The sequence below is a fragment of the Mesorhizobium huakuii genome, assembly GCF_030160235.1.
GTDB classification, from domain to species: domain Bacteria; phylum Pseudomonadota; class Alphaproteobacteria; order Rhizobiales; family Rhizobiaceae; genus Mesorhizobium; species Mesorhizobium huakuii.
The window spans coordinates 469,111-481,816 of record NZ_BSNY01000012.1; the positions used below are offsets into that span (position 1 = coordinate 469,111).

12 protein-coding genes are annotated in these 12,706 nt (G+C 62.7%); 1 reads left to right on the forward strand and 11 read right to left on the reverse strand.

What is annotated here, in order from left to right:
* Nucleotides 1-109 precede the first annotated feature (109 nt).
* From QQK95_RS06930 to QQK95_RS06980, 11 genes are all read right to left on the reverse strand, one after another.
* On the reverse strand, nt 110-1,045 hold the full coding sequence (locus tag QQK95_RS06930; RefSeq protein ID WP_056564187.1) for a substrate-binding domain-containing protein: 936 nt from the start codon (nt 1,043-1,045) through the stop codon (nt 110-112).
* A gap of 223 nt (nt 1,046-1,268) precedes the next feature.
* Nucleotides 1,269-2,303, reverse strand: coding sequence for an ABC transporter permease (locus tag QQK95_RS06935; RefSeq protein WP_284270257.1), 1,035 nt, complete (start codon nt 2,301-2,303; stop codon nt 1,269-1,271).
* A complete protein-coding gene (locus QQK95_RS06940) occupies nt 2,300-3,829 on the reverse strand; it encodes a sugar ABC transporter ATP-binding protein (protein ID WP_284270259.1) in 1,530 nt (509 codons plus the stop codon). Before QQK95_RS06940 ends, QQK95_RS06935 begins: the two co-directional genes overlap by 4 nt.
* Nucleotides 3,830-3,932: 103 nt before the next feature.
* Nucleotides 3,933-5,090: a fumarylacetoacetate hydrolase family protein gene (locus tag QQK95_RS06945; RefSeq protein ID WP_284270261.1), complete on the reverse strand. Its 1,158-nt coding sequence runs from the start codon at nt 5,088-5,090 to the stop codon at nt 3,933-3,935.
* A gap of 92 nt (nt 5,091-5,182) precedes the next feature.
* Nucleotides 5,183-6,052 carry an aldose 1-epimerase gene (locus tag QQK95_RS06950; protein WP_284270263.1) on the reverse strand — a complete coding sequence of 290 codons (870 nt, stop codon included), beginning with the start codon at nt 6,050-6,052 and terminating at the stop codon, nt 5,183-5,185.
* Nucleotides 6,053-6,068: 16 nt separating this feature from the next.
* Entirely contained in the window at nt 6,069-6,824 is a 756-nt protein-coding gene (locus QQK95_RS06955) for an SDR family oxidoreductase (protein ID WP_284270265.1), read from the reverse strand.
* A 15-nt stretch (nt 6,825-6,839) separates the two neighbouring features.
* Nucleotides 6,840-7,571 (reverse strand): ATP-binding cassette domain-containing protein, encoded by a 732-nt coding sequence (locus QQK95_RS06960; RefSeq protein ID WP_010914799.1) that lies wholly within the window; start codon nt 7,569-7,571, stop codon nt 6,840-6,842.
* A 3-nt stretch (nt 7,572-7,574) separates the two neighbouring features.
* Nucleotides 7,575-8,552, reverse strand: coding sequence for an ABC transporter permease (locus QQK95_RS06965; protein WP_284270274.1), 978 nt, complete (start codon nt 8,550-8,552; stop codon nt 7,575-7,577).
* A 79-nt stretch (nt 8,553-8,631) separates the two neighbouring features.
* Entirely contained in the window at nt 8,632-9,609 is a 978-nt protein-coding gene (locus tag QQK95_RS06970; RefSeq protein ID WP_284270275.1) for a sugar ABC transporter substrate-binding protein, read from the reverse strand.
* A gap of 25 nt (nt 9,610-9,634) precedes the next feature.
* Nucleotides 9,635-10,837, reverse strand: coding sequence for a mandelate racemase/muconate lactonizing enzyme family protein (locus QQK95_RS06975; protein ID WP_284270277.1), 1,203 nt, complete (start codon nt 10,835-10,837; stop codon nt 9,635-9,637).
* Nucleotides 10,834-11,556 carry a FadR/GntR family transcriptional regulator gene (locus QQK95_RS06980; RefSeq protein ID WP_284270562.1) on the reverse strand — a complete coding sequence of 241 codons (723 nt, stop codon included), beginning with the start codon at nt 11,554-11,556 and terminating at the stop codon, nt 10,834-10,836. Before QQK95_RS06980 ends, QQK95_RS06975 begins: the two co-directional genes overlap by 4 nt.
* 134 nt (nt 11,557-11,690) lie before the next feature.
* On the opposite strand from QQK95_RS06980, the gene QQK95_RS06985 reads away from it, so the two are divergent.
* Nucleotides 11,691-12,566 (forward strand): SMP-30/gluconolactonase/LRE family protein, encoded by an 876-nt coding sequence (locus QQK95_RS06985; RefSeq protein ID WP_409371661.1) that lies wholly within the window; start codon nt 11,691-11,693, stop codon nt 12,564-12,566.
* The last annotated feature ends 140 nt before the right edge of the window (nt 12,567-12,706 follow it).

The window sequence follows — 12,706 nt, forward strand, 5'->3', positions numbered from 1 at the left end:
CGACATGGTTGGAATGAGCCGCGATCTCCACCGCATCGGATGGATAGGTCACGGCGCAGGAGATATCTGGCGCCGCGTGTCAGACGAGCGCGGCGCCAGGGATCGCGGTTTATTTGCCGGACAGGATCTTGTCGTAGACGCCGGCGGTGTCCTTCTCGTAGAGCGCGCCGGTGATGACGTTGAAGCCCGGGGGAATGCCTGACGCCGCCATGTTGGCGAGCGACAGCGCGACATAGCTGGTCGCCTGCGGGTCCTGCCACTGGCCGGCATTGACGTAGCCGTTCAGCACTTCCTGGGTGGTGTCGAGCGAATTGCCCCAGCCGACGACAGGGATTTCGCCCGGCTTGACGCCGACCTGGTCGAACACCCGCTTGATCGAGCCGGTGACGAGATCGCCCAGGCCGATGATGGCGTTGACCTTGCCCTTGTGGGCAGTGAGGTAGTCGACCATGCGGTTGATCACCTCGGCCTGATCGAGCGTCGCTTCGGTCACTTCATAGGTAATGCCGAGTGGTCCGAAGACGCTCTTGATGCCTTCCTCTTCCTGGACGCCATAAGTGGCGCCGGGGATCTCGACCGGCATCCAGACGAAGTCACCCTTCTTCACCAGGCCCTTGTCGACCAGATATTGCGCCCAGTGCTTGCCGAAGGTGACGTTGTCGCCGCCGACATAGGCATTGAAGTTGGCTTTTGGATCGGGCGTATTGAAGTTGATGATCGGGATGTTGGCCGCGCGGGCTTCCTTGACGATCTCGACAAGGCTGCCCGGATCTGGGCTGGTGGTGACGATGCCATCGGCCTTGGCCGAGAGGGCGGCGCGAACCGCTTCCTGTTGGGAAGCGACATCACCGTTGTGGAACGACGTGTTGACGGTGTTGCCGGTGTCCTTGGCCCACTGCTTGGCGCCGGCCAGGAAGTAGGTCCAGACTGGGTCGGCCGGGCCGCCATGCGAAATCCAGTAGAAGGTCTTGGCCTGCGCGGCTGCCGGAATGACCGTCAGCGCGACCAGCAGGCCGTAGAGCACAAGTCTCAGTCTTGTCAGCATTTGATTTCCTCCCGGTTGTAGATGATCCGTCGCCGTTCCGGCATCGGCCGGATTGCGTCTTTGCCAGCGCCGCTCGGATGCCTCAGAGCATTCCCTTTTTCGACGGATGGCAAGCCTCCATCTGCAGATGTAGTTGGCGCCTGACGCGGCGCCATCAACGGTCCCATCAGATTGCATCAGTCGGGGTGATTTTTTCAGGACGCCGGATGATTGGCGTTGAGGCTCAGCCGGGCGGATTGTGCTGATCGTGTCGGACACGCCGGCTGCGCCACAGCTTGACCAGCCGGTCGATCGCCAGGGCAAGCACGACCAGGGCGCCGGCGGCAAAGGTGCTCCACGCGGCATCGACGCCAAGCATGCCCATGGCGCTGAGGATCACCTGGAGGATCAGCATGCCGATCGCGGCGCCGATGACGCTGCCGTGGCCGCCCGAAAGCGATGTGCCGCCGATGATGGCCGCCGCGATCGCCTGCAGCGCGAAATTGCTGCCTTCGCCAGGGGCAATGGCGCCATGCGTCCCGACATGGATCACCCCGGCCAGTCCCGCCATCGCGCCCATCAGAACCAGTGTCAGCAGCCGTACCTTGGAGGTTGGAATGCCGGCATAGGCGGCAGCCTGCGGATTGCTGCCCACGGCCTGGACGCGATAACCGAAGCGCGTGCGGTGAAGCACGGCATGCATCACGAGCGCCAGCAAGACAAAGACGATGGCCGTCGCCGGCACCATCAAGAACGCTTTGCCCGACAGTGTCGTGAAGAAGCCGCTATCCAAGCCCGGCGGCACGATTGCCTGTCCCTTGCCGACGACCAGAGACAGGCCCTGGATCATCCACCATGTGCCGAGCGTCACCATCAGGGCCGGCAAACGCAGTGCGATCGCCAGCAGGCCGTTGATCAGGCCAAGGCAAGCGCCTGCCGCGACACTCGCCAGGCCGGCAAGCCATGGGTCCATTCCGGCAAGCATCAACAAGGCCGCGAAGGCCGCCGAGAGATGGAACACGGCACCCGCAGAAAGGTCGATTTCGCGGGCCGAGAGCACGAACACCATGCCGATCGCCAGCAGGCCGGGCAGGGCGGCCTGGCCCAGCACCGAGAGCAGATTGGCTGGTTCGAGGAAAGAAGGGTTCAGCCAACCAAGCAGTGCGACCAGCACGGCGAGCGCAACGGCAGCACCGGTCTCGGCCGGCAGGCGAATGCTGCGTCTGGTTTGATGGTTCACCGAGCCGGCAAGCGGCGGCGCGGTCTCTGTCCTGGTCATGCCACGCTCTCCCGATTGCTCCGGCGGTTTTCGTCCGCCGGCTTGCCCGAAATGATCAGCTTCAGAAGCTTGCCCGCATCCATATCGTCGCCGGCGATTTCGCCGCCCAGTCTGCCCTGGTGGAAAGCCAGGATGCGATCGCAGAGCCCTGTCAGTTCGGACAGCTCGTTGGAATGCAAGAGCACAATGCAGCCGCTGGCGGCCATCTGGCGGATCAGGGCGTAGATCTCCTGCTTGCCGCCGATGTCGATGCCGCGGGCAGGCTCGTCAAGCAGCACCACCTGCGGTCCGATCTCCAGCCATTTGGCGATGATCACCTTCTGCTGGCAACCAACCGAGAGTGATCCCGCCGGCATCTCCGGCGCGCTCCTGATGCGCAGTGCCTCGATCTGCCGCGTGGCGCGGCCGCGCGCCGCCTTGGGCGAATACCAGCGCGATCCCCAGTCGCGTGCGCCGACGACGACGTTCGCCATGTTGAAGGCGATGGATTTGTCCGGCATCAACCCGTTGCCGCGCTCGCCTGAAATCATGCAGATGTTGCGCCGCGCCGCTTCCGTCTGGGTCCTTGGCAAGCCGTCACCGTCGGGAAACCGCACCAGGCCTTGGCGCGGCTTGCGCAGCCCGAACAATAGGGCAAGCAGGTCCTGCGCTCCGGAACCGGCAAGCCCGAGAATCTCGCCTGCGCGGGCCGTCAGGCTCACCCCGAACAGACTGCCGCCGGTCAGCCCTTCGACGGTGATCTGCGGCCGCAGCGTGCCGGCAAGCGTCGGCAGGGTCCTGAACGGCAGCGGGAACAGCGACTGGCGCAACTGGCCGACCATCGCTTCCTCGGACGCCGTCAACTCCTGCCGCGCCTTTGACAGCACGTCACGGCCGTTACGGATCACCGTCAGCTGATCGGCGATGGCAAGGGCGTCCCCGAGACGGTTCGACGCGTAGAGCATGCTCATGCCCCTGGCTTTCAGCCCCCGCAGCACGGCGAACAGCCGCTCGCTCCGGCGCTGGTCGAGCGCCGAATTCGGGTCGTCGAGGAGGAGCAGCCTCGGGTTTTCCAGAAGCGCGCGGGCGATCGCGACCAGTTGCCGTTCACCGGGCCCGAGATCGCCGAGCGGGGCATGGACGTCGACATCGAGAGCAAGCTGGCGAAGCAGTTCGCGGCTGCGTGCCTCCATCTCGCGCCGCGAGATCAGCCCGTTGTGGAGCGGCTCGCGGTTGACGAAGAGATTGGCCAGCACCGGGCGCTCGGGAAATAGCCCCGGCTGTTGCAGGACCACGCCGATGCCGAGCTTGCGCGCCGCGTTGGGGCTGTCGATCGTCGCGGTCTTGCCATCGAATTCGATGATACCACGGTCCGGCCGGACAATGCCCGCCAGCACCTTGGTCAGCGTCGACTTGCCGGCGCCGCTTTCGCCGACCAGCGCGTGGATCGAGCCGCGCTCGACCACAAGGCTCATATCATCGAGCACCACCGTGCCGCCAAAGCGCCTGGCGACGTTGCGCACGAACAGAATCGGCGAATCGGACATCGGAACGGCCCCCCGACCGCATCGCGATCTTGAAGCGGATTGTGTCCGCCGTCATCCGGGTTCCGCATAAAATTGTGTTGATTGCGGTCGTTTTGGATAGATTCTAGATCAGATCGGCCTTTGCCAGGTCGCGCATGAGATGGCTTGCGCCGTAGGTCCAGTGCGGGCAATCGGGCGACAGCCGCACCCGGTTGACCAGCGCGCCGAATTTTTCCGACGAGATTGTGACGATGTCGCCGACCTTGTGGGTAAACCCCTTGCCCTTCTCGCCACGGTCCTTCGATGGCACGAACATGGTGCCGAGATAGAGCGCCAGCCCGTCCGGATACTGGTGGTGCGGCCCCATCGCGGCGGCAACCAGCTCTTCCGGTGAACGGCTGATCTCGGCCATCGAGCTAGCGCCCTCCAGCGAGAAGCCATCCTCGCCCTCGACCTTGAGGCGCACCACGGCGCGCTTCACGTCGTCGATCGAGAACGTGTCGTCGAACAGGCGGATGAAGGGTCCAAGCGAGGCTGAAGCATTGTTGTCCTTGGCCTTGCCGAGCAGCAGTGCGGAGCGCCCTTCGACGTCGCGCAGATTGACGTCGTTGCCGATGGTGGCGCCGACGATCCTGCCGCTTGAGGCGGCGATCATGGCGATCTCCGGCTCCGGATTGTTCCATGTCGACACCGGGTGCAGGCCGACATCGGCGCCGAAGCCGACCGAGGCCATCGGCTGGCACTTGGTGAAGATCTCGGCGTCGGGGCCGATGCCCACCTCGAGATATTGCGACCAGGCGCCACGCGCGATCAGCTTGGCCTTGATCTCCATGGCTTCCGGCGAACCGGGCTTGAGCTTCGAAAGGTCGTGGCCGATCAGCCCGGCAATGTCGGCGCGGATGGCGTCGGCCTTTTCCGCCGAGCCGCGCGCCTGTTCCTCGATCACCCGCTCGAGCAGGCTGACGACGAAGGTCACGCCCGACGCCTTGACCGCCTGAAGGTCGACCGGGGAGAGGAGATAAGGTTTTGCCGGATCGCGCTTGACCTCGAAACTGTTGGCCGCGATGTCGTCGAGCGAGCCGATCGGCTTGCCCTTGGCCGAGCGCACATGCCCTGCCGGATCGGCCATCTCGCAGATGTCTCGCACCGTCGGCGCCGCGCTCGAGGTGATGTCGAAGACGGTGCCGTCACGCACCGTGACGATCAGGGGATGGCGCACATCAGGTGATCGAGCGCGGCCGAGAAAGACGCCATCGCCAGGCAGAAACGTCATATTTGTCATTGAACTCTCGTCATTACGCAGGATGGTTCACTGTTATGTGGTGCGTATGGTCTCTTCAAGTCGACACGCCCTGAAGCAGCATGTGCCAAGCGCTACAGCTCGCCCCAGCGTAACCGCAAATGCGCGCTTGTCGATCCGCCTTTTTCCAGCGTGGTCAGGCCGCTGCCGTGATGGGCGTCCACCACATGCGAAACGGGTTCGAAGCAGAAGAAATCAGCGTCTCGTGACGGCGAATAGAGGACGAAGACATTCAGTGAGGGCGAAGCCTCGACCGTGACGACGATAGCGTCATCCGGCTGGATGATCGAGGCGTGCCCGTTCCAGCCTTCGAAGGCATTGTTGATCCAGGCGTCGGGAAGCGGCGCGGCTTGCGAAAAATCCCAGTCCGGCCGGGAGGCTAGCGGCACCACCCCCGTCGGCAGGTGTCGTTCGTCCTCCAGCCAGACACTGTGCGCCGATGCTTGCAGCAAAGTGCGCGGGCGGCGCGGAAACCAGGGGTGGAAACCGAGCCCGTAGGGCAGGCGTATGGCGGCCCGGTTCTCGACCGCCAGCACGACGGACAGCGCGCCTTCCTCCAATGCATAGCGGACACTCGCATGGTAGCGGTAGGGTCCGATCGCCCCATCCTCCAGAACCAGCTCCAATTCAGTGCCCGTTCGCCTCGTCAACCGCCACGGCCTTTGAAATGCGTCGCCGTGGAGTGGGAACGGCTCGCCGTCGACATTGGGCTCTATCGCATGGAAGCGCCCGTCAAACTCGAAGCCTCCGCCGGAAATGCGGTTTGACCAGGGGATCAGCAGCTGGGACCCGAATTTCAGCAGCCCCCTCGATGGCTCAAGCAGAGGCGTGGGGGCTCGGCCGGGGCGGAGCGCGTCGTAGCGCAGGATGGCTGCACCCTCGCGCGGACGCACCACGAGGCTTGCACGCCCATCGGCAAGTTCGATCTCATCGCTATTGGTCATTGAAAGGCCGCTCTGGCTACCATCCGCCATCGATGTTGATGTTCTGGCCGCTGATCATGTCCGAGGCCGGAGAGACGAGGAACAGCACGAGATCGGCGATATGCTGCGGCTCGATGCGTCGCTTCAGGCTTTGGTTGGTGAGGATCCAGTCATTGTATTCCTCGAGCCGTTCTCCGAAGACGCGCTCCTCTGCCTCGGAAACGACGGCGCCGGGCGACACCGCGTTCACGGTGATGCCGTATGGCCCCAATTCCCGCGCCAGCGACTTGGTGAGTCCCAGCATGGCGCCCTTCGAGGCCACATAGGGCACGTAGCCCTCCCAGCGGCCGTTCAGCGTCACTGAGCAGAAATTGACGATCCTGCCCTGACCCTTCTTCTTCATGCCAGGGGCGCAGGCGCGCGCCAGCGCGAAGGCGGCCGATGAATTCACACGGATCTGGTCCTCGTACTCGCCAAGTGAGAATTCCTCGAACGGACGGTTGATGATGAGTGCGGCGTTGTTGATCAGAATGTCGATCGTGCCTTCCTCGTCGGCGAGCGCCTTGACCGCTGACTCGGCTTCGGCCAGCCGGTTCAAGTCGCAACCGACGTAGATGACCGTACCCTTGTTTGCCGCCGCCAATTCCGCTGCGATTCCAGGCCCTTCCGCATTCTCCGGCCGATCAAGCAAAAGCACGCGCGCACCAGAGCGAGCAAGCGCGGCAGCCTGGGCTCGGCCGAGCGAACCCAGACCACCGGTGAGGAGCACAACTTTACCGGAAAGGTTCGTCATCACCGTTCCCGCTCCTCAAAGCACGTTATGGACTTCATCGATTGAGGTTTCCTCGATGCGTTTGTCGAGCACGACCTCGCCGCGCGCCATCGCGACCACGCGATCACAGCAATCAAAAACGTGGTGCATGTTGTGGCTGATGAAGACGCCGGTCACCCCTTGCGCCTTCAATCCACGCACAAAGCCGATGACCTTGCTGGTCTCCTTGACCGAAAGGTGATTGGTCGGCTCGTCGAGGATCATCACCTTCGATTTGAAGTGCATGGCCCGCGCGATGGCGACGCCCTGCCGCTGGCCGCCTGACAGTTCACCGACCAGTGCGTCGGGCGAGCGCAGATGCAGGTCGACATTGGCGATCGCCTTGATGCTTTCGCTGCCCATCTTCTTCTGATCCAGTATGCCGACGCCGAACACGGAAAACAGCGTCGGCTCGCGGCCGATAAACAGGTTCCTGGCGATCGACATGGTGGGAACCATCGAATTGTACTGGTAGATGGTCTCGATACCGAGGTTCATCGCGTCGCGCGGCCTGGCGATCCGCACCGGTCTGCCTTCGACCAGGATCTCGCCCTCGTCGGCGGTATGGACGCCTGACAGAATGTTGATGAGCGTCGATTTGCCGGCGCCGTTGTCGCCGACCAGCCCAAGTGCCTCGCCGCGCTTCAGGTCGAGGCTCACGCCCTTCAACGCATGGACGCCGGAATACCATTTGTGGAGATTGCGGACGGAGATGATTGCGTCTTCCATGGCTCAGCCCTCCATCTTGATCGCCTTGGCGCGCTTGCGCATCCAGGCATTGGCGACGACGGCGAAAATGGTCAGGAAGCCGATCGCGAATTTGAACCAGTTCGCGTCGACATTGGAGAGCACCAGCCCATTGTCGATGATACGGATGAGGATCGTGCCGATGATGCCGCCAGCGACCGTGCCGATGCCGCCTGCGAGCGAAGCGCCGCCGATAACCGCCGAGGCGACCGCCTGGAGTTCCAGACCTTCGCCGATCGAAGGCAAAGGAGAGCCCAGCCTCAGCACTTGCAACATGCCGGCGAAACCCGACAGCATCGAGCAAAGCACGAAGCATGCGAGTTTTACCCTCGCGGTCGGAATGCCCATCGAGGCGGCAGCCGGGTGGAAGCCGCCGGTGGCCTTTATCCAGTTGCCGAAATTGGTTCTGGAAAGCATCAATGACGTCAGCAGGGCAATTCCCGCAAACCACAGGAACGACATGCGGAACATGTTGCCGGGGCCGACGAACGAGGTGAACAGCCAGTTCGGCAGATCGGCGGGAAGCAAGGGCGGAAACCCGCCCGAGACGACGATCGTCAGCGACCGGGCGATGAAAAGCATGCCGAGCGTGGTGATGAAGCTCGGGATCTCGAACCAGATCGTCACATAGCCGTTGATAAATCCGATCACCGCGCAAACGACAAGCCCGGCCAGCAAGGCAAGGGGGAAAGGCACCCCTTCGACCATGAGGACCGCCATGCACATCGGCATCAGTGCAAACACCGATCCAACCGACAGGTCGAACTCGCCGCTGATCATCAAGATCGTGACGCCGATGGCGACGAGGCCCGTTTCCGGCAGAATGCCGAGTATGCCGCGAAGGTTATCCTGGTTGAGGAATACGCCATTCGAGCGGATCTCGAAAATCACCACCAGAAGCACCAGCAGGATCAGTCCCGCCAGTTCCGGCTTTTCCAGATAGGTCTTGAAGAGGCGTTTCAAGGCAGGGCTCCAGGAATTCGAGGCAAGGGACCACCCGGCAGTGCGAACACCGCCGGGTGAACACATGGCGGGCGTGGGCTTAACGCAGACCTTGCGAGGAAAGCGTCATGATCGCGTTGGCCTGATCCGGGCGCACAATGCCTTGACCCGTATCGATGTCGGAGGGGGCCAGACCGACCTTCTTGTTCAGGTAGGCTTCCATGACGGGCATGAAGCCCTGCATGTAGGGCTGTTGGTCCACCAAAGCCTGTACGTAGCCCTTCTGCATCTGCTGCAGGACTTCCGGCACCAGATCGAAACCGCCAAGCAGGACCTTGCCCGGCGCGACGCCGCGGTCCTGCAGCGACCGCGCAACGCCCGCGCACCAGAAGCCGGTGTCGAAATAGGCTGTGGTGTCGGGATGCGCGTTGAGATAGGCGCCGACACGGTCGGACGTGATCGCAAGGTCGGTTCCGCTGTCGATCCGCTCCCATGAGACCTGGCGGTCGGGGTGGGCCGCCTTGTACTCTTCCAGGAATTGCATCACGCCCGCGCCGCGGCTTTCGGACCAGTTCTGGCCGGGTGCGGAAATGCCGACCAGGACCTTGATTGGCCCCTCTTTCGGGAAGCTCTCGGAAATCGCCTTGCCGAGCGAATAGCCCGCCGGCTTGAAACCTTGCCCTATGAAGGCCTGCCGCGCATTGCCCTTGGCGCCTTCCGTGTCATCGACATTGACGGCAATCACCACGACACCGGCATCTCGCGCCTCCTTGATGACGTCGTCGAACGCCTTGTTGTCGACAATCGAGGTCAGCAGGGCATCCGGCTTGGCCGCGAGCGCGGCGCGCATGTTGGCGAGTTGCTGTTCGACCGAGCCTTCGGTCTGGGTGAAGATCATGTTGCACTTGGCCTCGACCTTGCCGCAGGCATCGTCAAAGCCCTTCTTCACCGCCTGCCAGAAGGTGTTCGAGGCCGACGAATGGTGCGTAAAGACGATGTTGAGCCCGTCGGCGCTGGCGACGGAAGGCCCGGCAAGCAGCGTCGTGGCGAGCAAAAGCGTTGCAGTCAGTCGTTTCATTTCTATTCCTCCCGTTGAGTGTTCTTCAGATGTCCGCCTTGTCGGAGACACGGCGATGGACGGTGTAGGCCCGACCGAGGTCGGGATTGAGCTCCAGCCCGAGGCCGGGGCCAGGCGGCACGGTGATCATGCCGTCCTTGACTTCCGGCAGCGCGGTCACGAGGTCGCGATACCAGGTCCTGTAAAATGCCCGCACACTCTCCTGTACGAGTGCGTTGGGCGCGTTGAGGGACAAATGCGTGGACGCCGCCAGGACCACCGGCCCTGTGCAGTCGTGCGGCGCGACCGGCAAATGCCAGGCCTCCGCCATCGCGGCGATCTTGCGTGCCTCGGACAGTCCGCCGCACCAGGAAATGTCCAGCATGACGATGCCCGCGGCGCCCGTCTCCAGAAGGTCGCGGAATGCCCAGCGACTGCCCAGGGTTTCCGACGCCGAGATCGGTGCCGGGCTCGCGGCCTCATAGCGCTTGAGATCGGCGAGGCTGTCCATGCGGATGGGATCCTCATGCCAGTACGTGCCATAAGGTCCGAGGGCCTTGGCGATCTTGATCGCGGGCAGGAGCTGCCACATGGAGTGGAACTCGACCATGATGTCGATCTTGTCGCCGACAGCTTTGCGGATCTTCTCGAAAGGCTGCAGCGCGGCTTTGAGGTCGGTGGCGGTAATGTCTTGCCCCCGGCTTTTCTCGGCGGCATGGTCGAAAGGCCAGATCTTCATGGCCGTGATGCCGTCCTCGAGCAGCTCCGCCGCCAACTCGTCGGCGCGGTGGAGAAATCCGTTCAGGTCGTCGTATCCCTGCCTCGTGCCGAGACCATAATTCGCGGTGGTCTGTCCCTTGCCGTCCTTGATGTATTCGGTACCGGCGCAGGTGTTGTAGGTACGGATGGACTGCCGCGAAAAGCCTCCCAGGAGCTGCGCGATCGGCTGGTTCATGGCCTTGCCGAAAATATCCCAGAGCGCGATGTCGAAGGCGGAATTGCCGCGGACTTCGACCCCGCTTGAGCGGAACCCGAGATAGCCGACCAGATCGGCGGAAAGCAGGTCGATCTGCAGCGGATCGCGGCCGATGACGCGTGGCGCGACATATTCGTGGACATATTCCTCAACCGTGCGGGCCAAGAAAAAGGTTTCGCCAAGGCCGGTGATGCCCTCGTCTGTATGCACCTCGACCCAGAGCAGATTGGGCCGCTCTTCGATGCGGATGGTCTCGATCGAGCGGATTTTCATGCGATCCCCGCATCGATCAGTGCCTTGACGCTTTTGTCGAAATGCGCGGCCATATGTTCGGCGGCGAGTTGCGGGTTCCCCGCGACGATCGCCCGAGCAATATCTGCGTGCCCCTCGATCATCCTGATCTGCTCTTCCTCGGTTGCGCGCGTACGCCAGCCGATCACCCAGGTGCGTCGCGTGACACCGCTGAAGGCGTTGATGATCAACGAAAATACCGGGTTGTGAGAGGCTCGCGCGATCGCTTCATGGAATGCGATGTCGTGTTCCATGACGATCTCGGGCGCACGGTAGTTCTCGCGCATCAGCTGCGCGCATTTTTGTATTTCAGCCGCCTCTGCGTCGGTCCGCCGGAGTGCGGCGAGTGCCACCGTGCGCATTTCGATGGTGCGGCGCACATCATACACCTGCTGGATGCTGATCTGTTCGGTGGTGACGCCGTGCTCGATCACCATCGACATGGCGCCAATGTCGAGTTTGGCAACGCTGGCGCGCCGGCCGGCGCTCATGTCGATGAGGCGCATCGCCGACAGCGACCGAAACGCCTCCCGCACCACCGTCCGCGAGACACTGAGCTTGCGGGTCATGTCGGCCTCACTGGGCAAGAGGTCGCCAGGGCCAAGACCTTCAACACGGATGTGTTGGGTGATGGCCTGAATGGCGGCGCTCACCAGCCCGGGATTTGTCTCGTCAGGTCCTATGCCGCGATCGCTTACCATTTGCTCAAAACCTGTATGACATGTTTTCTTGAAATGTTTATATCTTTGTGAAATCTTGTCTGTCAATAGCGGTTGACCGCGCGACATTTGGGAGAGGAAGGGCAGTGGGTAGCGAAGAAAAGCAGCCAGGCTTCATGTTTGATGCCCGGGATATCGTCGGTGAGAGCCTGCTCTGGGACGACAACAGGAAGACACTGATCTGGGTGGACATCATCGGACGGCGCATTCACCAGCTCGATCCGGTCACTCGCGATCACCAGAGCTGGCAGACACCGGACCTCGCAACCTCGATTGGCCTGCGCAGGGACGGTGGCGCGATCGTCGGGCTGCGAAAGGATGTGGCTCTGTGGGATTTCGCAGAAGCCTTCAGGACGATCGCGACGATCGAACCGGACAGCCCTGACACACGGTTGAATGAGGGCGTGGTCGCCCCGGACGGCTCATTCTGGGTTGGCACCATGGAAAACAACATCGGCGCCGACGATAGTCCGCGCGATATTTCGCGAGATGCGGGGCGGATCTATCGCGTCGACATGGCCGGCATTGTCGAGGCGCTCAGTGCCGACCGCTTCGGCATCACCAATACGATGGTCTGGACAGCGGATGATACGTTCATCACGGCGGACACGACGAAGAACCAGATCTTTCGCTATCACTGGGACAGGGTGCGGTCGCGAATAACCGAAAGGCGCCCTTTCTTCCCGGATTTTCCACGCGGCCTGCCGGACGGGTCGTGCATGGATGCGGAAGGCTATATCTGGAACTGTCGCGTTGCGGGGGGCGGCTGCGTGGTTCGCATTTCACCCGACGGAGTTCTGGACAGAGTGGTGGACCTGCCCTGCAGCTGGCCGACGAGCTGTGCTTTCGGCGGCGAGAACTTCGATATCCTCTTCGTCACTTCGGCGCGGTTTACCATGAGCGAGAGACATTTGCGGGCGAACCCGCAGGAGGGCGGGTTGTTCGCGGTGCGTACAGGCGTTCGAGGCGCACCGACCAAACGGTTCGGATGAGATGACCCAGCCAACGCGGCCGGGAACGGCAGGCTGACCAGGTCGGCTACCGCCTTTCGGCCATTTCGGGCAAAGCCCCAGGCGTTCCGGCAATCGCTGGAACGTTGATGGCGACCAATTCAGGAAGCCGGATTCCGCTT